The sequence below is a fragment of the Streptomyces sp. NPDC001157 genome (assembly GCF_053598255.1).
This window is the reverse complement of record NZ_JBSFJW010000005.1, coordinates 367,301-385,715: the sequence shown is the minus strand read 5'-3', so window position 1 is coordinate 385,715 and position 18,415 is coordinate 367,301. Positions and strand designations below refer to the sequence as shown.

Sequence of the window (18,415 nt, the reverse complement as noted above, 5' to 3'; positions counted from 1 at the left end):
CGGGCGGGATCATCCGGAGCGCGAAAGTGATCGTCACGGAAGCCGCTTTCCGTATCGCAGAAGTCCCCACGGCTTCTGTGCGTTGACGTCCCCACTAGGAGTGCCCGTGCCGCCGTCCGTCCCGTCCGCCCCGCGACGCGTCGCACGCATACTGCGTACCTCTCTCTTCGTGCAGGTCCTCTGCGCGCTCGTCCTCGGAATCGTCGTGGGGAAGCTGTGGCCCGGCTTCGCCGCGGATCTCCAGCCGCTCGGCGACGGTTTCACCCGGCTCATCAAGACGATCATCTCGCCGCTGGTGTTCTGCGTGGTCGTCGTCGGCATCGCCAAGGCCGGTGACCTCAAGGCCTTCGGCCGGATCGGGCTCAAGGCCCTGATCTGGTTCGAGGTCGCCAGTACCGCGGCGCTGATCATCGGCCTGGTCGCCGCCAACGTCGTCCAGCCCGGCTCTGGCATGCACGTCGACCCGTCCACCCTGAGCACCAAGGCGGTCGACGCCAAGACGGGCGGCGGCGCGCTGCCCTCGACGACCGAGTTCATCGTCAACGCGCTGCCCACCAGTTTCATCGGCGCCTTCGCCGAGAACTCCCTGCTCCAGGTGCTCATCCTGGCCTGCCTGGTGGGCGCCGCGCTGCTGCACCTCGGCCACACCAAGGTGCCCCAGGTGCTGCCCGCCGTCGAGCAGGCCCAGGAGATCATCTTCGCGATCGTCGGCTTCGTGATGCGGCTGGCCCCGATCGCCGTGTTCGGTGCGATGGCCGTCCTGATCGGGCAGTACGGGCTCGGAGTGATCGAGACCTACGCCAAGCTGATCATCCTGTGCTACGTCGCCGCAGCGCTGTTCATCGCCCTGCTCGCCGTCGCCCTGCGCATGGTCGCCGGACTGAGCCTGTGGAAGTTCCTGCGCTACATCCGTGAGGAGATGCTCCTCGCGCTGGGCACCGCATCCACCGAGTCCGTCATGCCGCGGGTGATGCAGAAGCTGCGCAGGGCGGGCGCTCGCGACGATGCGGTCGGCCTGGTGCTGCCCACCGGCTACTCCTTCAACCTCGACGGCGCCTCGCTCTACCTCTCCATCGGCACGCTGTTCATCGCCCAGGCGGTCGGCGTCGACCTCAGCCTGAGCCAGCAGATCACCGTCGTCCTGGTCCTGATGCTGACCAGCAAGGGCATGGCGGGAATCCCCGGCTCCGCCTTCCTCGCCCTGTCCGCGACCGCCTCCTCGCTGGGGGCCATCCCGGCCGGAGCGGTGGCGCTGCTGCTGGGCGTGGACCGGATCATGGACTCCATGCGGGTGGTGACGAACCTGCTCGGCAACTGCGTCGCCGTGTTCGCGGTGTCCCGCTGGGAGGGGGCGTTGGACGTGGAGCGGGCGAAGAAGGTGCTGGACGGTTCAGCTGTCGCCGGCGAGTCGGAGCCGTCTGTGCCGGAGCCGGCGGAAGCTGTCGCCCAGTAGCTCGGCGCGGCCTGTTTTCGCGGGCGGCTGCGGGTGGTTCGTGGCTTGTCGCGTCGTTCCCCGCGCCCCTTTTAGGGGCGCGGGGCTGTATCCATATGCGGCTCCGCCGCGTGGGCGCGAGCAACCCCCACGCACCCGCAGCCGCCCGCGAACCGTTGAGGCCCCCTACCCGCAGCGCCTCTCCGGCGCCCCGTCAACCAGCGTGTCCAGCAACCCGCCCAGCACCGCACGCTGCTCATCTGTCAGCGGAGCGAGAATCTCCGAGGCGGCGGACCGGCGCGCCCCGCGGAGCTCGCTCAGCGCTTTCCGCCCGTCATCCGTGAGCTCGATCCGGATCACCCGGCGGTTGGTCGGATCCGGCACCCGCCGCACCTTGCCGCTCGCCTCCAGCCCGTCGACCAGCGTCGTCACCGCCCGGGGTACCACCTCGAGGCGCTCGGCCAGGTCGGCCATGCGCGGTGGCGAGCTCCAGTGCGCCAGTGTGCGCAGCAGCCGGGACTGGGCCGGAGTGACGCCCAGGCCGCACTGCTCGATGTGCCGCTTCTGGATGCGGTGCACACGGCGGGTGAACCGCAGCAGCTGCTCGGCGAGCAGGCTGTCGGAATCGGGGGTGGCCATACGGGAACAATATCAGGACGTAATTCATTGTGAGCATAGGTAACAATGAGCTAGGCTCCGCCAGTCTTCGTCACCTCACTCCCTAGGAGTCCATTGCACCCCGATCGAGAACCCCGCTGGACACCGCCGGCCGATGCCAAGGAGCAGCCCCGGCAGGTGCGCCGCATCCTGCGACTCTTCCGCCCCTACCGCGCCCGCCTGGCCGTGGTCGGCCTGCTGGTCGGCGCCGCCTCGCTGGTCTCCGTCGCCACGCCCTTCCTGCTGAAGGCCACCCTCGACGTCGCGATCCCCCAGGGCCGCACCGGCCTGCTCAGCCTGCTGGCGCTCGGCATGATCCTCAGCGCCGTCCTCACCAGCGTCTTCGGCGTGCTGCAGACCCTGATCTCCACGACGGTCGGCCAGCGCGTCATGCACGACCTGCGCACCGCCGTCTACGGCCGTCTCCAGCGCATGTCGCTCGCGTTCTTCACGCGCACACGTACCGGCGAGGTCCAGTCCCGCATCGCCAACGACATCGGCGGCATGCAGGCCACCGTCACCTCCACCGCCACCTCCCTGGTCTCCAACCTGACCAGCGTGGTCGCCACGATCGTCGCGATGATCGCCCTGGACTGGCGCCTGACCGTCGTCTCGCTGCTGCTGCTCCCGGTCTTCGTCTGGATCAGCCGCCGCGTCGGCAGGGAGCGCAAGAAGATCACCACCGAGCGCCAGAAGCAGATGGCCGCCATGGCCGCCACGGTCACCGAGTCGCTCTCCGTCAGCGGCATCCTGCTGGGCCGCACCATGGGCCGCTCCGACTCGCTGACGAAATCCTTCGCCGAGGAGTCCGAGGGCCTGGTCGACCTGGAGGTGCGGTCGAACATGTCCGGCCGCTGGCGCATGGCCGTCATCACGATCGTCATGGCCGCCATGCCGGCCGTCATCTACTGGACCGCGGGCATCGCCCTGCAGGCGGGCGGCCCCGACATCTCCATCGGCACCATCGTCGCCTTCGTCTCCCTCCAGCAGGGCCTGTTCCGCCCGGCGGTCAGCCTGCTGTCGACCGGCGTGCAGATCCAGAGCTCGCTCGCGCTCTTCCAGCGCATCTTCGAATACCTCGACCTGCCGATCGACATCACCGAGCGGGAGAACCCGGTCCACCTCGACCGGATCAAGGGCGAAGTCCGCTTCGAGGACGTCACGTTCCGCTACGACGACAAGAGCGGCCCCACCCTCGACGGCATCGACGTCACCGTCCCCGCGGGCAGCAGCCTCGCGGTCGTCGGCCCCACGGGCGCAGGCAAGTCGACGCTCGGCTATCTCGTTCCGCGGCTCTACGACGTCACCGGCGGACGCGTCACCCTCGACGGCGTCGATGTCCGCGACCTCGACTTCGACACCCTCGCGCGCGCGGTCGGCGTCGTCTCCCAGGAGACGTACCTCTTCCATGCCTCGGTCGCCGAGAACCTGCGCTTCGCCAAGCCGGACGCCACCGACGAGGAACTGCACGCGGCGGCCAGGGCGGCCCAGATCCACGACCACATCGCGTCGCTGCCCGACGGGTACGACACCGTCGTCGGCGAGCGGGGGCACCGCTTCTCCGGCGGCGAGAAGCAGCGCCTGGCGATAGCCCGCACGATCCTGCGCGACCCGCCGGTGCTGATCCTCGACGAGGCGACCAGTGCCCTGGACAACCGCACCGAAGCGGCCGTCCAGGAGGCCATCGACGCCCTGTCGGCCAACCGCACCACCCTCACCATCGCGCACCGGCTGTCCACCGTCCGTGGCGCCGACCAGATCGTGGTCCTCGACTCCGGCCGCGTCGCCGAACGGGGCACGCACGAAGAACTGCTGGAACAGGACGGGCGGTACGCGGCCCTGGTACGCCGGGATGCCCAACTGGAACCGACAGGCTGAAGATCTGTCGGGTTTATGGTGATATGCGGGTTACCGTGCCCGCATGTACCAGAACACTCCGCCACGGGGCACGATCCGACTGACGCGCCGGGGCCGACTCGTCCTCATCCTCCTCGCGACCGGGGCCGTCGTGGCCGTCGCCGCCGTGGTGGTGCCGCTGCTGACCGTGCGGCACGGCGTGCAGGAGGCCAAGCCTGCCTCCCTGGTGATCCCGGAGGGCTGGCGGGCGAGTCAGGTCTACGGCGCCGTCGACAAGGCCCTCGCCCTGCCCGCCGGCAGCACCGAGAAGGCGCTCGCGAAGGCCCACCTGAAGCTGCCGAGGGACGCCGCGGGCAACCCGGAGGGCTACCTCTTCCCGGCGACCTATCCCATCACGAAGAAGACCACGCCCGAGTCGCTGCTGTCGTTCATGGTCAACACCGCCAACAAGAAGTTCAACGGCGCCCCCGTCTCAGCAGGCGCGCAGCGCAACGCGATGAACGTCTACCAGGCGGTCACCGTCGCGAGCATCGTGCAGGCCGAGGCCGCCTCGAAGGCCGACATGGGCAAGGTGGCCCGGGTCGTCTTCAACCGGCTGGAGCGCGGGATGCCGCTGCAGATGGACTCCACCCTCAACTACGCCCTCAAGCGCGCCACCCTGAAGACCAGCGCCGACGACACGAAGCTCGCCAGCCCTTACAACTCCTACCAGCGCATGGGTCTGCCGCCCACCCCGATCGACAACCCGGGCGAGGAGGCGATGCGCGCCGCGATCAACCCGCCCGCAGGCGACTGGTTGTACTTCGTCACGGTCAGGCCGGGGGACACCCGCTTCACCGCCGACTTCGCCGAGCACCAGCGCAATGTGGCCGAGTTCAACGCCCGACAGAACGGCTCCGCTCCGCAAGCCGCGCAGAGCAGCTCCGCTCCGCAGACGGCCCAGAGCAGCCCCGCCCCGCAGACGCCGCAGAACAGCCCCGCCCCGCAGACACCGCAGAGCAGCCCCGCTCCGCAGGCCACGAAGTAGCCCGCGCAGCGGCCGTCAGGCGGCGACAGGCTCGGTCGGCTGCCCGGCCAGCAGCCGCCGGATGTCCCGTACGGCCGCCCGGCCCGCCCGGTTGGCGCCGATGGTGCTGGCCGAGGGCCCGTAGCCGACGAGATGGACCCGCGGATCGGCGACCGCACGCGTGCCCTCGACCCGGATCCCGCCGCCCGGCTCGCGCAGCCGCAGCGGCCGCAGATGGTCGATGGCCGCCCGGAACCCGGTGGCCCACAGGATGACGTCGGCCTCCACCCGCTGTCCGTCGTTCCACTCCACCCCGGCCGGAGTGATCCGGTCGAACATGGGCCGGCGGTCGAGAACCCCGTCCGCGATGCCCTGCCGGATCGCGTCGCTCAGCGGCAGCCCGGTGACCGAGACGACACTCCTCGGCGGCAGCCCCTGCCGCACCCGCTCCTCGACGAGCGCGACGGCCGCCCGCCCCACGTCCTCGGTGAAGGGGCCCTCACGGAAGACCGGCGGCCGCCTGGTCACCCATGTGGTGGCAGCCGCGTACGGGGCGATCTCCAGCAGATGCTGCGTACCCGAGGCGCCCCCGCCGACCACGACCACCCGCTGCCCGGCGAACGCCTCGGGCCCGGGGTACTGCGCCGTGTGCAACTGCCGCCCCCGGAAGCTCTCCTGACCGGGATAGCGCGGCCAGAACGGCCGGTCCCAGGTGCCGGTCGCGTTGATCAGCGCCCGGGTCGACCAGTCGCCGTCCGAGGTCTCCACGAGCAGCCGCCCGCCCACGCCCTCCCGCACGGCATGCACATCGACGGGCCGCCGCACCCGCAGGTCGAAGGTGCGCTCGTACGCGGCGAAGTACTCGGCGATCACCTCGGACGAGGCCCGCGCCGGATCGGCGTCGGTCAGCTCCATGCCCGGCAGCGCATGCATGCCGTGCACCTTGCCGTACGTCAGTGACGGCCACCGGAACTGCCAGGCGCCGCCCGGCCCGGGGGAGTGGTCCAGCACCACGAAGTCACGCCCCGGCTCGAAACCGGTGCGCCGCAGGTGATAGGCGCTGGACAGGCCGGCCTGCCCAGCGCCCACGACGACTACCTCGACCTCGCGCGCGTTGTTCACGTTTCTACCAACTGTGCGGAGGTCGTGGATCTTCCCGCGGTGGAGCAGTGATGTGCCGAACGGTGTGAAGTGCTCAGCCCTCGGACGCACGGGCGGGCGTGGTCGAAGCCGGCAGCTTGCCGTTGTACTGGGTGTCCACGAAGTCGCCGAAGTCCACCTTCTTGGGGATGAGCTTCAAGTCGGTGAAGGCGTCGGCGATCTGCTGCTCGGAGGCGATGAGCGGCTTGTCGACGGCGACCGAGATCCGGGTGGAGTTGGTGCGCCGCACCGAGGCGAGCGCCACCTCGTACGGCAGACCGGTGTCCTTCGCCCAGACCTTCGCCCACTCCTCCTGATGGCCGTAGACCCACGCCGTGGCCCGCCGCAGCCGCTCCAGATAGTCCTTGATGGCGGCGGCCTTCTTCTTGTCCTGCAGCGCACTCGGTGCCGCCACCTGGAAGGTCAGGCCGTTGGTGATGCCCTCGCCGGTGGTGAGGACGCGGCCCTGCTTGCCCTGCAGGATCTGCGAGGTGTACGGGTCCCACACCGCCCACGCGTCCACCTTGCCGGAGGTGAACGCGGCCAGCGCGTCGGCCGGCTGGAGGTACTTGACCTTGATGTCGCTCAGGCTCAGCCCCGCCGCCTTGAGGGAGGCGACCAGCTGGTAGTTGGCGGAGGAGCCCTGCGCCACGGCGACCGACTTGCCCTTGAGCTGCTTGGGGTCGGTCAGCTTCGAGTCGTTCGGTACGAGGATGGCGTCGCCCTTGGAGGTGCCGTGGAAGGCGGCCACGACCGTGATCTTCGAGCCCGCGCCCGCGGCGAAGACCGGCGGGGTGTTGCCGACGCCGCCGATGTCGACGGCCTTGGCGTTGACGGCCTCCAGCAGCGGCGGTCCGGAGGTGAAGGTGGACCACTTGATCTTGTAGTCGAGGTTCTTGAGCTCACCGGCGGCTCGCAGGATGGCCTCGGAACCGCCCTTCTGGTCACCGACGTTGAGCGTGAGGGAGCCCTTGCCGTCGGTGCCGGTCCCCGTGCTCGCGGACGAGTTCCCGCCGCAGGCGGTGAGCAGGAGAGCGAAGGGCAGGAGCAGCGCGGCGGGGACGAGACGTCGTCGCATGGGTGGATCCGTTCTGTGCAACTGGGGTTGGGAGAGGGGGAGTTCAGGCGGCTTCGGCGGCGGTGTCGACGCCGAGCCGTTCCAGCAGCCCGGCGCGCAGTTCGGCAAACCGGGGGTCGGTGATGTCGCGCGGCCGGTCGAGATCGATCTCCTGCTCGTGCGCGATGACGCCGTCGTCCATGACCAGGACCCGGTCGGCGAGCAGGACGGCCTCCTCGACGTCGTGCGTGACCAGCAGCACCGCGCAGCCCCGGCGCTGCCACAACTCGCCCACCAGGCGCTGCGCCTTGATGCGGGTGAGCGCGTCGAGCGCGCCGAACGGCTCGTCGAGCAGCAGCAGATCGGGTTCGCGGACCAGCGCACGGGCGAGGGAGGCCCGCTGGGCCTCGCCGCCGGAGAGGGTCTTGGGCCAGGCGTCGGAGCGGTGGCTGAGGCCGACCTCGTCCAGGGCCTGTTCGGCGACGGCGCGGGCGGGCTTGCCGGGCAGACCGAGCAGGACGTTGCGCCACACCTTCTTCCACGGCATCAGCCGGGGCGCCTGGAAGGCGACGGCCTTGCGGCGCGGCACCAGGACAGTGCCCTCGATGTCGCGGTCGAGGCCCGCCAAGATGCGCAGCAACGTGGACTTGCCGCAGCCACTGCGACCGAGCAGGGCGACGAACTCGCCCGGCCGCACGTCGAGTTGGAGGCTGTCGATGACGGCACGGCCGTCGAAGGAGCGGGTCAGCCCCTCGACCCGTACCGCGGTCTGCGGGGTCACCGGCCGGTGAACGTCGGTCGCCATTGCAGCAGCAGCCTTTCGAGGGAGCGGACGATGAAGTCGGCCAGCAGACCGAGGAAGGCGTAGACGATCAGGCAGACCACGATCACGTCGGTCCGCAGGAAGTCCCGTGCCTGCACCATCAGAAAGCCGATGCCGGAGTCGGCGTTGACCTGCTCGGCGAAGACCAGCGCCAGCCAGGCGACGCCCAGGGAGTAGCGCAGCCCGGTCAGCGCGCCGGGCAGGGCCCCCGGCAGCACGACATGCCGGACGAGCCCCCAGCGGGACAGGCCCAGGGACTCCCCGGCCTCGATCAACTGGGCGTCCACACCGCGGATTCCGGCGTACACGTTGAGGTAGAGCGGGAAGGTCACACCGAGCGTGATGATGGCGACCTTCGGGGCCTCGCCGATGCCGAACCAGATGATGAACAGCGGGATCAGACCCACGAACGGCACGGTGCGCAGCATCTGCACCGGCGCATCCACCAGATCCTCGCCGATCCTGAACAGGCCCGAGACCAGGGCGAGTCCGGTGCCGATGGCGGTGCCCAGCAGCAACCCGAACGCCACGCGCTGCAGCGAGGTGCCGAGGGCGGAGGCCAGCGAACCGTCACCGATCAGATCCCCGGCTACCCGCGCGATCCGGCCGGGCGAGGCGAGGACGTCCGACGCCAACACGCCGGTGGAGCTCAGGAGTTGCCACACGGCGAGCAGCAGAAGGGGGCCCGCGGTACGGCGCAGCCAGCGCGGGACGCGGGTGCGGCGGGAGGAGCCGGGGACGATGGGGGTGAGCTCGATCGACGCCGAGTCGCGGGGGTCTGCCTCGGCCCCCTTCGATCCCGATATAGCGGAAATATCGGGTTCGGAGGAACCGGGCGGGGCATGGCTGATGCTCATGGGTGCTCCATGGGAGGAGAGCGTCCGGTGAGGGAGGGGGTACGCGCCTCAGCGCCGCCACGTCACGCGGAGCATGCGGGTACGGCGGAATACGGGCAATGGCGAAGGGGGAAAGGCGTCAGCAGCCGCGGCGACACGCGGCGGAGGCCACCCGCAGCAGGTCGATGTGACCGCGCGTGGTGAGCATGGCTGAACGCAACATGCGGCGAAAGTAGCCAGGTAGTCCGTGCACGGTCAATGGCGTCTCGCGGACTGGACCACCCATATCAAGCAGCGAACCGCCGTTGACCTGTGAAACCCGGCGTATGGGTCAGGATGGGGGCATGTCAGATGCCTTCACCACCCGAGTCCTTGACGTCGCCACCGGTTCGACGGAGCAGGTCGTCGACCTGACCCGCGACTGCGAGGCCTTCCTGCGGGAGGCGGCCGCCGGCCGCGACGGCCTCCTGAACGTCTTCGTCCCCCACGCAACTGCCGGGATCGCGATTCTCGAAACGGGTTCCGGCAGCGACGACGACCTCCTCGCCACCCTTCACACCCTGCTCCCCGCCGACGACCGCTGGCAGCACCGCCACGGCAGCCCCGGCCACGGCCGCGATCACGTCCTCCCGGCGCTCGTACCGCCGCATGCGACGCTGCCCGTGGTGGGCGGGCGACTGGAGTTGGGGACCTGGCAGTCGGTGTGTCTGGTCGACACCAATAAGGACAATCCCCACCGTGAAGTTCGGCTGAGCTTCCTGGGCTGAGCGCGGCGTGTCCGAGGGGGACGCCGGTGATGCTGATGAAGGACCGGCCTCATGTGGTTTTCACCGACGAGGACTTTGCCGACCTGTATCCGGCCGATGGCCGACCGGCCTTCTTGCTGGGGCAGTCGGCGCTGGTGTCGGTGCTGCAGTTCGCGGAGAACCTCTCGGATCGTGCGACAGCGGATGCGGTGCGCACGAGGATTGACTGGAAGTACATCGCCCTGGCAGCAGGCCGGCCGATCGCCATCGGTACCGTCGAGGGTGCATGCCGCCACCTGATCAACCGCCTCGGCATCACCGGCGTCCGCTGGGGACTGCACGGTGCCAAAGCCGTCCTCCAACTCCGGACGCTGATCGACAAACGGCGAGCTCGACGCCTACCGGCGCTACCACACCGCACGCGAGGACCAGCGCCTCTATCCTGCCCCGCGGAGCACCTGAGCCAGGAATCCCCGCCCGGCCCTGCAGGGGGAAAGCCTCTTCCCTCAGGGCCGGGGGCGGTCAAAGTCCCAGGGTGATGGCCAGGCGGGTGAGCTCGGCGGTGGTGTTGATGTTGAGTTTGGCCCGGATGCGGCGCAGATAGGTGTCGATGGTGTGGGGGGAGAGTCCCATCTGGCGGGCTGCTTGCAGGTAGGTGCGGCCCTGGGCGATGTGGTGCAGGGTTTCCCGCTCACGCGGGGTCAGTGCGGGTGTGGATGTCGGAGTGGTGGGGGTGGGGCTCATGGGGTTTCTCCGGCGGGATTGGCTCGGTCTCCCCGCTCGCACCGTCGGAAGCAGAGAAGGAATTGTCCGAATACTGCCTTTTATGTCCTTTTGATAAGGCTGTCGGCGCGACGTCATGACCGTGTCCGTCGCCTGTCACGGGTGTGTGACAGGCGGCCTGCCGGCATCGCGGCCGTCCGGCAGGCGGGGCCACCAGGGTGTGCTCTCGGTTGCGATCAAGGGAGGTGCCGGATTCTTCCGCCGGATGATCTGCTGTTGCCGCCTCGTCCTGCAACTGACCGGCCGCCCGGAGTGCTTGCTCGCGGACGTGCTTGAGCGTGACGGTGCCTGGGCGGTTGCGTTGTCGCGGCGTCGGGTTGGTGCTCGGCAGCTGTGAGGATCATGCTTGTCAGAGGGGACTGTGCGGGCTGGCGGAGGGCGAGATGAGCGGCTATGGAGCGACTTCCCACCCCTGGCGGTGAGCCGGTGCAGGCGGATACCGCCCCTCGGTCGGCCTTGACGGCCTCGGCCACCGTGGATGAGCGAGGCGTTGTGACGGGGTGGAGTGAGGGGGCGCGGCTGCTGCTGGGATATGCGTCCTCGCAGGTCGTGGGGCAGCCGGTGGCACGGCTGCTCGCCGATGAGGTTGCCGTGAGGGAGTGGCGGGAGGCGGCCGGGCGGGAGAGCTTCGGACGCACGGTGGTGCTGCGGCACCGGGACGGTCACCGGGTTGAGCTGCGGCTGCTGGTGCACCGTCTCCCGCCCCGCGGGACTCTCGCCGAGTGGCTGGTGGTGTCCGCGGTGGTGGGCGGGTCGCGAGCGCCCGAGGGTGAGGCGGCAACGCCTGGTGGTGAGGCGCTGGCCGAGTGGGTGTTTCGCCAGTCGCCCTGCGTGCTGGCCGTCTTCGATGCGGACCTGCGGCTGGTGCGGGCGAATGCGGGCATGGAGCGCGTGTGGGGGCTGGGTGAGGAGGAGGCGCGCGGGCTGCGGCTGGCGGAGATCGCGCCGGGTGCGGTGAGCGAGGAGGCGCAGGCCAGGATGCGTCTGGTGTTGGAGGGCGGCGGGACGCAGCAGGTTCATGCCGGTGTCCGGCCCGCGGGCGTGGGTGCCGAGCGCGGTTGGCCGGCCTTGCTGGCTCCGCTGGAAGACGCGACCGGCCGGGTGCGTGCCGTATGCCTGGTGGCGCATCCGGTGCTGCCCGGGCACATCGGGGCGCAGCGGATGCTCCTGCTCAACGACGCCGATGCGCGCATCGGCACCACCGCAGACGTCGCGCGCACCACGCAAGAACTGGCTGAGGTCGCGGTCCCTGGCCTCGCGGACTTCGCCGCCGTCGACCTGCTGGACGGCGCCCCCGGCGAGGTGAGGCCGGGTGGGCCGGCCAGGCCTATCACTCTGGGCCGCACCGCTGTGCGCTTGATCCAGGACGATGGCACCGTCTCCCTTCCCCCCGCGGGAGAGGTCTTCGGCTGCCCGGACGTCTCACCGGTGGCCGAGTGCCTGGCTCAGGGGCAGGGCGCCGTGTACGGGGTGGGCGACGCCGTCATCGCCCGGTGGGCGGCCAAGGACCCGCAGGCCGCCTGGATCCGCCGGACAGGAACGCACTCGGTGATGGTTGTGCCCATGCGGGCGGGGGGTACTACGCTCGGCGTGGCTCTCTTCGGCCGTCACCGGCGCCCCGACCCGTTTGGGACGGACGATTTGTGGCTGGCCGAACAGCTTGCGGCCCGCGCCGCGGTGAGCATTTACGGCGCGCACCGCCCCGCCCGGCAGCACACCACCACCATGACCCTGCAGCGCAGCCTGCTTCCGCAGACGTTGCCCGAACAGCAGGCGTTGGACGTCGCCACCCGCTACCTGTCGGCCGGCAGCCGGGCCGGCGTGGGGGGCGACTGGTTCGATGTGATCCCGCTGTCCGGCATGCGGGTGGCTCTCGTCGTGGGCGATGTGGTCGGCCACGGCATCCGTGCCTCGGCCACCATGGGCAGGGTGCGCACCGCGGTACGCACTTTGGCCGATGTCGACCTGCCGCCCGACGAACTGCTCACCCACCTCGACGACCTGGTCATCCACCTCTCCGCCGAGGAGGGCGGCCCGGATGACGCCGCCAGCGCCGGAGGCGTCGGCACCACCTGCCTGTACGCCGTGTACGACCCGATCTCCCGTCACCTGACTCTGGCCAGGGCCGGCCACCCCCCGCCCGCCGTGGTCGCCCCCGACGGCGCCGTCCACTTCCTCGACGTTCCCCCAGGCCCGCCCCTGGGCCTGGGGGGCCTGCCGTTTGAGAACTTCGAGACCGAGTTGCCCGCCGGCAGCCTGATCACCCTCTACACCGACGGCCTGCTCGAAGCGCGTGACCACGACATCGACGAGGCCCTGGACAAGATGTTCCAGGCTCTCGCCCGCCCCGCCACGGCGCTGGACGCGGTCTGTGACCGGATCCTCACGTCCATGCTCACCCACCGCCCCGACGACGACATCGCCCTGCTGATCGCCCGCACCAGGGCCCTGCACGGCGACCGGTTCGCCACCTGGGATCTGCCCTTCGACCCCGCCGTCGTCGCCCACGCCCGCCGTCACGCCACCGACCAGCTGACCGCCTGGCACCTGGACGATGCCGCCTTCATCACCGAACTCGTCGTCAGCGAACTGGTCACCAACGCACTCCGCTACGGCCGCCCACCCATCCAGCTGCGGCTGATCCACGCCGACCACACGCTCATCACCGAGGTCTTCGACTCCAGCAGCACCGCGCCGCACATGCGCCGCGCCCGGACCTTCGACGAAGGTGGACGGGGCCTGCTGTTGGTCGGCCAGCTCGCCCAGCGCTGGGGCACCCGGCACGCGGCCACCGGCAAGACCGTCTGGGCCGAACAGTTCCTCACCGTTCACGGAACCTGAGCGGGAGCGAGTTCCGTCGCCAGAACCCGTGCTCAGTCGAAGGCCAGTGTGAGGGCACGTCGCGGACGCGTCGTGCAGCCCGTTACCGACATGTCGCCTCCCAGCACGGGCGCCCCTCCCCCCGGTCAGTCACTCGGCCGTCCGCCTTCGTGACGATGACCGGCATCGGAGCCACGTTCTCGTAGGCCTCGGAGATGATCAGAAAGACGCGGCGGTGGACAGCCGACAGGAGCTCCTCCGGCCAGTCGGCCGGGTCGTGCATCAGCGTCCTTGCCCCGCCCGGGCCGGTCCGCTCCGGGACCCGGCCCTCTCCGAAGAGTCCGTCGTCAGGCACCAGGCGGCTCGACTTCCCGGCGCCCGGCGACCCGGAAGCTGCCCGGTATCAGGGCCCCGGGCACACGAGCGGCGGCGCGCGGTTGTCTTCCGGACGTCGGCGCATCCCGCGCCCTTGAACAGCCGGGCCGCAGCTCCGACACGTCAGGGGGGCGAAGGCCGGCGGCGTGCGGTGCGTGCCGGGCACTGCGTGTCCGGCGTACGGGGGCGGGCATGCGCTGGCGATCGCCCACGAGTCTGCCGCCGCAGCGCAACACTGGTGGAGCTTTGTGGACACGAGTGCTCACTCCTTTCGGGTGAGGGGGCCACGAAGGCGGGCGGGGTGAAGGCCGTGGCAGGTCTTCACCCCGTCGCGTCGAGCTGTCTCAGGCTCGGGTGCCGACAATCCGTCTGCTCGTGTGGCGAGGGTCGGCCGGAGGGCGTCACCGCCGTGACCACTCTCGCCACTCGCGCCTCAGGAGGCCGGGACCAGAGCCGTGTCGGTCGGGGCCGGGGCCTGCTGGTCGGTCGACGTGCTGCCGTCCGTCGACGTGCTGCCGTCTGTCGACGTGCTGTCGTCCGAGGTGCTGGTGTCGTCCGACTTGCTGCTGTCGTTCGACGTGCTGTCGTTCGATGTGCTGGTGTCGTCCGACGGGCTGCTGTCGTGCGACTTGCTGCTGTCGTCCGACGTGCTGTCGTCGTGCTTCTGGGAATCCGGCATGGTCTTGACGTCGTGCTCGTCCTTCCAGTGGTCACTGTCCATGCCGTCCCAGTGCCAGTGATCGTCGTGGTGGTCTTCCCAGAAGTAGTAGTCGTCGTAGGTGTCCCAGAAGTACCACTTGTGGTGGTGCTTCAGGACGTAGTAGCAGTCGTAGTCGTCGTCCCAGTACCACTTGTAGTGGTAGCCCCAGCAGTAGTCTTCGTTGTGGTGCTTGTAGTGCTTGTGGTGCTTATGGTGCTTGTAGTAGTACTTGCTCCAGCAGTACGACTTGTGGTGGTGATGGGCCGGGGCCATGGTGGGCGCCGACGTGTGGGACATCGGGGCCGCCGTTGCGGTGGCGGCCGGCAGGATGACGGCTCCGCCGACCACCGCGGCCGAAGCCACTGCCGTCGCCAGGCTCAGTCGGCGCCTGGGGCGGGCGCCCTCCTGCTTGCGGATAATGCGATTCACGTTTCCTCCCGAAGTGAAAGGCACTTTGGCGTGCCCAGTGCCTCGTTTTCTTTCCGGTGTTTCCCGTGAGGCTTGCACTTCCAGTAGGCCTGCCGCGTCCCGCTGGGTCATGTTCCGAGGGCTCGGGACTTGACGGCTGCAAATATGCCGGGTAAAGCGGCGGAGGTGTTGCGCCACGGGCCGCCTTGGCGGCCATCGGAAGCGGTCTGGCGTCATGGGCACCCGCTGTCGGGCGAACACCGCCAGGAGGACCGGCGGCCGTGAAGCTCAATCGCAGGCAATGCCGTGCGCGAAATTGCACATGTGACGCATGCTCAACATGGCCCGGAACACGGTGGGGAAGGCAAGGGGGCATCGCGGTGTGACCCTGCCGCTGGGGAGAGACGGCACGTTGACCTGCTGCCCGACCAGACCGCCCCTTCCCGCTCCGGGGGCCTTTACGGCGCGCTCTCTCGCTCGCGCGACCCACACGTGGCGGGCAGCACTCGGAGCGCACGAGTTGCCGCGGCAGCAAGCGAGTTCACGCCTCGTGCGGTTCGGTGGACCGGCTGGCGGCGCCGACCCGGCGCCGGGCCGGCAAGGTTGGTGACCGTCCGGCGATGCCACCGCCGCCCCTGCGCGCCGCCAGATCCGGCCCCTTCTTCAGCTGGCCCACGGTCACGGAACGGACCTTCGCTGATGGCCACTTGGGCACCTGGTGGCGAGCTCGGCTCGCTCGGCGAAGGGAACAGCGGTTTGTGCGCGGACGGCAGGTCGTCCCGTGCGCCGGCGCCGGGCTCAGCGTGGCGGATTGAGCCCACCTCGTCCGCGGTGCGCTGCGTCCCGATCACATGCGCATGCCGCGTGAGCGGATCCGTTCTCGTGGCGGCCAGGGGCACAGATCCCTCTTATGAACTGTCGCCTGACTCGCTGTCAGCTTCCTTCGTGTCCCGGGGGACCTCACCGCCACAGCGCAGGGAACAGCGGACATCCGGCCCTCTCGGCGCCCCGCGGTCAGAGTCGGTGACCGCCGGACGGCCAAAGACAGGCCTGGCCCACCTGGGTGGGTCCGGGAGCGGATCGGCGGGCTGCGGGAGTGCGGTGGCTCGATGGTTCACCTGTGTCGGCGGATGCGTACGGCCGGCGTCCTGCGCGGTGGCACGCAGGGCCGTCACGAATTCCAGGCAGGAGCCGTAACGGTCCTCGGGAACCTTCGCCAAAGCCCTGGCCAACACGCCGTCCATGGCTGCGGGGGTGCCCGGCCGTTTCTCGCTCAGGGCGGGCGGCTGATCGTACTGATGGGCCCACAGCAGGGCCATCTCGTCATCCCGCTGGAACGGCGGGCGACCCGTGAGGGTTTCGTAGACGACGCAGGCGAGGCTGTACAGATCGCACCTGCCGTCCACCGGGCGACCCGAGATCTGCTCCGGCGCCACATAGTCGAGCGTGCCGACGAACTCGCCGACCATGGTGAGTCCCGTCAGCGACAGTGATTTCTTCGTCAGCCCGAAATCCGTGAGATAGACGTGCTCGGGGTGATCACTGTCGGTACCACGGGCCACCAGGATATTGCCGGGCTTGACGTCCCGGTGCACCAGATCATGTTCATGGGCGGCATCGAGGGCGGACGCCACCTGGGAGGCTATGCGCAGCGCTGTCTTTACCGACAGCGGGCCGTCCCGGGCGAGCAGGGCCCGCAGATCCAGCCCCGCGACGTACCGCATGGCGATATACAGGACACGGTCCGTCTCACCGGCTTCGAAGATGGGCACGACATGAGGATGGTCGAGCGCAGCGGCCACCCGTGACTCGTGCGTGAAGCGGCGGCGGAACGTGTCATTGCGGACCCATTGCGGGGCCAGCACCTTCAGCGCCACCGGACGATCCAGGCGTAGATCCCACGCGCCGTACACCACAGCCATCCCCCCACGGCCGATCTCACGCTCCACTCGATAGCCCGCGATCTTGGTCCCTATCCCAGGAATCCCCGAATCGGGGTCCACCGGCACACCCCGGCTCTGCGGCACGCCAGTCCCCGCACTCATCACATGCCCCGCGCCCGCATAGCGTCGGCCATCACGCCGCTTTCGCCGCGCAGACCTACTCCCGCCACGCACCGCGCGGCCAGGTTCACCGCCACCGCAGTCGGCCCCGTCGACCCGGCCGGTAGCATCAGCGTGACCAACCACCCATTCATTGCCAAATGCTATCAATCACCCCATGTCGCCGCCCTACCGGACGTCTCCTCGACCCGCCATCCCCGGGCGACGGGAGAGCCGGAGCGCTGTCGGGTCATTCGGCGCCCATGGGGGGAGTGGTGAGGGTGACCTCGAGCGGGTGGAGGATCCAGGAGCTCATGGACCGCCGGCCCGCAGTGCCGGCTCCTCCGTACCGGAGCTCAGGTTCAACCCTGAACACATTGCTGTCGAACACCACGGTGAAGGGGCCGCGCTCGATCCACTCGCGTACTCTCCCACCACGCCGAGCGCACCTGCACCGGGGTGGACGCGCGCCGGGATGGGGGACCCGGCGCGGTTGGCGGACGGAACCTGCACCACCCCTCCCTGCGGTCACACCTCCCCAAGAGGAGCACCCGTGAATGTGCGAAGCTGGCTTTCCGATCACGAGGACGGTGCTTCTCCGTGTCACGGCGTCAGCCGGGCGCACACCCCGTAAGCCCGATCCCTGTCGCGTCCGGTGACGTCCTGCCGTCGGAGCCGTTCCAGCCTGGGAGCGGTGAGTGCAGATGAGTCCTGGTTCCGCCGATGCCGCGAATCCCACGCCGACCGGCGTCGGCAACGGGCCCGCCGTCTCCCGTCGGGAGTTCGACGCACTCTTCGAGGCGGTTCGCACGTGGGGTCGCTGGTCCCCGGCCGACCGCGGTGCCTGGAACCGGGTCACCGCCGACCATGTGCGGCGGGCCGCAGCGCGCGTGCGGACCGGGAGGGTCGTCCCGCTGGCGCTGCCGTGGAACACCCGGCCCGGCCCCGGCAACCGCAAGCCTGCCCTGCACCACATGACCGACCTCGGCGACGTGCAGGCGCCGGAACCCTCCACCCACAAGGACTTCATCGCCGCCGACTACCACGGCAAGGGCATCACCCATCTCGACGCGCTGTGCCACATCGCCTATCGCGGGCAGCTCTACGACGGCCGCACGGCACACGAGGTCGTCGATGCCGCAGGCGCCCGCTTCGGCGCGGTGTCGACGCTCGGGTCCCTCGTCACGAGGGGAGTGCTCCTCGACCTGCCCGCCGTCCTCGGGGTCCACTGGTTGGAGCCGGGGCGAGCGGTGCACGCGAGGGACATCGTCGTGGCGGAGAAGGCGCTCGATGTGACGATCGGCGAGGGCGACGCGGTGCTGCTGCGCTCCGGACACGTCCGGCGCCGCGAGGAACTCGGCGCCTGGGACCCCGACACGGCCAGCGCGGGCTTTCATGTGGACGCCCTGCCGCTGCTGGCCGAGCGCGGCATCGCGCTGCTGGGCGGGGACGGCGACAGTGACGTGCGGCCCTCACCCGTGGACGGCGTGCACTCGCCGGTCCACGCCCTGGCCGTGGCCGCGATGGGGATGCCACTGCTGGACAACCTCGACCTGGAAGCGCTGTCCGCCGCGACCGCGACGGCGGGGCGCTACGACTTCATGCTCGTCGTGGCGCCGCTGAACGTCCCGGGCGGGACGGGCTCGCCCGTCAACCCGGTCGCGGTCCTGTGACGCCGATCCGGTCCGGTCACCGTGTGTGAGGGGCCTTGTGAACGGTGACTCGCGCCCCCA

The 18,415-nt window shown here is 69.9% G+C and carries 16 protein-coding genes; 7 read left to right on the top strand and 9 right to left on the bottom strand.

Annotated elements, in window-relative coordinates; translation table 11 throughout:
- Positions 1-106: 106 nt before the first annotated feature.
- The gene (locus tag ACWDAG_RS12190; RefSeq protein ID WP_450695498.1) at positions 107-1,453 is read left to right on the top strand and encodes a cation:dicarboxylate symporter family transporter; all 1,347 of its coding nucleotides are present in this window, start codon (positions 107-109) and stop codon (positions 1,451-1,453) included.
- Positions 1,454-1,618: 165 nt separating this feature from the next.
- On the opposite strand, the gene ACWDAG_RS12185 is transcribed toward ACWDAG_RS12190, so the two are convergent.
- Entirely contained in the window at positions 1,619-2,071 is a 453-nt protein-coding gene (locus ACWDAG_RS12185; RefSeq protein ID WP_450695497.1) for a MarR family winged helix-turn-helix transcriptional regulator, read from the bottom strand.
- A gap of 93 nt (positions 2,072-2,164) precedes the next feature.
- Here ACWDAG_RS12185 and ACWDAG_RS12180 point away from each other — a divergent pair, with 93 nt between their 5' ends.
- Together ACWDAG_RS12180 and mltG are read left to right on the top strand one after the other, a co-directional pair.
- Entirely contained in the window at positions 2,165-3,967 is a 1,803-nt protein-coding gene (locus ACWDAG_RS12180) for an ABC transporter ATP-binding protein (protein ID WP_450695496.1), read from the top strand.
- Between the two features lie 43 nt (positions 3,968-4,010).
- A complete protein-coding gene (mltG, locus tag ACWDAG_RS12175; RefSeq protein WP_450695495.1) occupies positions 4,011-4,973 on the top strand; it encodes an endolytic transglycosylase MltG in 963 nt (320 codons plus the stop codon).
- 15 nt (positions 4,974-4,988) lie between these two features.
- Here the strand turns inward: mltG and ACWDAG_RS12170 are convergent, their stop codons facing one another.
- The 5 genes from ACWDAG_RS12170 to ACWDAG_RS12150 all read right to left on the bottom strand — a co-directional run bounded on the left by ACWDAG_RS12170 (position 4,989) and on the right by ACWDAG_RS12150 (position 9,016).
- On the bottom strand, positions 4,989-6,074 hold the full coding sequence (locus ACWDAG_RS12170; RefSeq protein ID WP_450695494.1) for an NAD(P)-binding domain-containing protein: 1,086 nt from the start codon (positions 6,072-6,074) through the stop codon (positions 4,989-4,991).
- Between the two features lie 73 nt (positions 6,075-6,147).
- A complete protein-coding gene (locus ACWDAG_RS12165) occupies positions 6,148-7,170 on the bottom strand; it encodes an ABC transporter substrate-binding protein (RefSeq protein ID WP_450695493.1) in 1,023 nt (340 codons plus the stop codon).
- A gap of 43 nt (positions 7,171-7,213) precedes the next feature.
- A complete protein-coding gene (locus ACWDAG_RS12160) occupies positions 7,214-7,954 on the bottom strand; it encodes an ABC transporter ATP-binding protein (RefSeq protein ID WP_450695492.1) in 741 nt (246 codons plus the stop codon).
- Positions 7,927-8,829, bottom strand: coding sequence for an ABC transporter permease (locus ACWDAG_RS12155; RefSeq protein ID WP_450695491.1), 903 nt, complete (start codon positions 8,827-8,829; stop codon positions 7,927-7,929). The genes ACWDAG_RS12160 and ACWDAG_RS12155 overlap by 28 nt, the downstream gene beginning before the upstream one ends.
- A gap of 118 nt (positions 8,830-8,947) precedes the next feature.
- Positions 8,948-9,016 carry a putative leader peptide gene (locus tag ACWDAG_RS12150; protein ID WP_351286961.1) on the bottom strand — a complete coding sequence of 23 codons (69 nt, stop codon included), beginning with the start codon at positions 9,014-9,016 and terminating at the stop codon, positions 8,948-8,950.
- 136 nt (positions 9,017-9,152) lie between these two features.
- On the opposite strand from ACWDAG_RS12150, the gene ACWDAG_RS12145 reads away from it, so the two are divergent.
- Together ACWDAG_RS12145 and ACWDAG_RS12140 are read left to right on the top strand one after the other, a co-directional pair.
- Positions 9,153-9,575 carry a secondary thiamine-phosphate synthase enzyme YjbQ gene (locus ACWDAG_RS12145; RefSeq protein WP_450695490.1) on the top strand — a complete coding sequence of 141 codons (423 nt, stop codon included), beginning with the start codon at positions 9,153-9,155 and terminating at the stop codon, positions 9,573-9,575.
- 29 nt (positions 9,576-9,604) lie between these two features.
- Positions 9,605-10,093, top strand: a complete 489-nt coding sequence (locus ACWDAG_RS12140; protein WP_450695577.1) for a transposase — start codon at positions 9,605-9,607, stop codon at positions 10,091-10,093.
- On the opposite strand, the gene ACWDAG_RS12135 is transcribed toward ACWDAG_RS12140, so the two are convergent.
- A complete protein-coding gene (locus ACWDAG_RS12135; protein ID WP_450695489.1) occupies positions 10,077-10,298 on the bottom strand; it encodes a response regulator transcription factor in 222 nt (73 codons plus the stop codon). The two genes, ACWDAG_RS12140 and ACWDAG_RS12135, sit on opposite strands and share 17 nt — an antisense overlap.
- Before the next feature lie 432 nt (positions 10,299-10,730).
- Here ACWDAG_RS12135 and ACWDAG_RS12130 point away from each other — a divergent pair, with 432 nt between their 5' ends.
- On the top strand, positions 10,731-13,178 hold the full coding sequence (locus ACWDAG_RS12130; RefSeq protein ID WP_450695488.1) for a SpoIIE family protein phosphatase: 2,448 nt from the start codon (positions 10,731-10,733) through the stop codon (positions 13,176-13,178).
- A 787-nt stretch (positions 13,179-13,965) separates the two neighbouring features.
- On the opposite strand, the gene ACWDAG_RS12125 is transcribed toward ACWDAG_RS12130, so the two are convergent.
- Positions 13,966-14,661 (bottom strand): hypothetical protein, encoded by a 696-nt coding sequence (locus ACWDAG_RS12125; protein ID WP_450695487.1) that lies wholly within the window; start codon positions 14,659-14,661, stop codon positions 13,966-13,968.
- An 887-nt stretch (positions 14,662-15,548) separates the two neighbouring features.
- Positions 15,549-16,685: a serine/threonine-protein kinase gene (locus ACWDAG_RS12120; protein WP_450695486.1), complete on the bottom strand. Its 1,137-nt coding sequence runs from the start codon at positions 16,683-16,685 to the stop codon at positions 15,549-15,551.
- Between the two features lie 701 nt (positions 16,686-17,386).
- Here ACWDAG_RS12120 and ACWDAG_RS12115 point away from each other — a divergent pair.
- Positions 17,387-18,355: a cyclase family protein gene (locus ACWDAG_RS12115; RefSeq protein WP_450695485.1), complete on the top strand. Its 969-nt coding sequence runs from the start codon at positions 17,387-17,389 to the stop codon at positions 18,353-18,355.
- Positions 18,356-18,415 lie beyond the last annotated feature (60 nt).

Coding starts and splice junctions, on each gene's coding strand:
- ACWDAG_RS12185 (WP_450695497.1), bottom strand. CDS start 2,071: ATGGCCACCCCCGATTCCGACAGCCTGCTCGCCGAGCAGCTGCTGCGG.
- mltG (WP_450695495.1), top strand. CDS start 4,011: ATGTACCAGAACACTCCGCCACGGGGCACGATCCGACTGACGCGCCGG.
- ACWDAG_RS12165 (WP_450695493.1), bottom strand. CDS start 7,170: ATGCGACGACGTCTCGTCCCCGCCGCGCTGCTCCTGCCCTTCGCTCTC.
- ACWDAG_RS12160 (WP_450695492.1), bottom strand. CDS start 7,954: ATGGCGACCGACGTTCACCGGCCGGTGACCCCGCAGACCGCGGTACGG.
- ACWDAG_RS12155 (WP_450695491.1), bottom strand. CDS start 8,829: ATGAGCATCAGCCATGCCCCGCCCGGTTCCTCCGAACCCGATATTTCC.
- ACWDAG_RS12145 (WP_450695490.1), top strand. CDS start 9,153: ATGTCAGATGCCTTCACCACCCGAGTCCTTGACGTCGCCACCGGTTCG.
- ACWDAG_RS12140 (WP_450695577.1), top strand. CDS start 9,605: ATGCTGATGAAGGACCGGCCTCATGTGGTTTTCACCGACGAGGACTTT.
- ACWDAG_RS12135 (WP_450695489.1), bottom strand. CDS start 10,298: ATGAGCCCCACCCCCACCACTCCGACATCCACACCCGCACTGACCCCG.
- ACWDAG_RS12130 (WP_450695488.1), top strand. CDS start 10,731: ATGGAGCGACTTCCCACCCCTGGCGGTGAGCCGGTGCAGGCGGATACC.
- ACWDAG_RS12120 (WP_450695486.1), bottom strand. CDS start 16,685: ATGAGTGCGGGGACTGGCGTGCCGCAGAGCCGGGGTGTGCCGGTGGAC.
- ACWDAG_RS12115 (WP_450695485.1), top strand. CDS start 17,387: ATGAGTCCTGGTTCCGCCGATGCCGCGAATCCCACGCCGACCGGCGTC.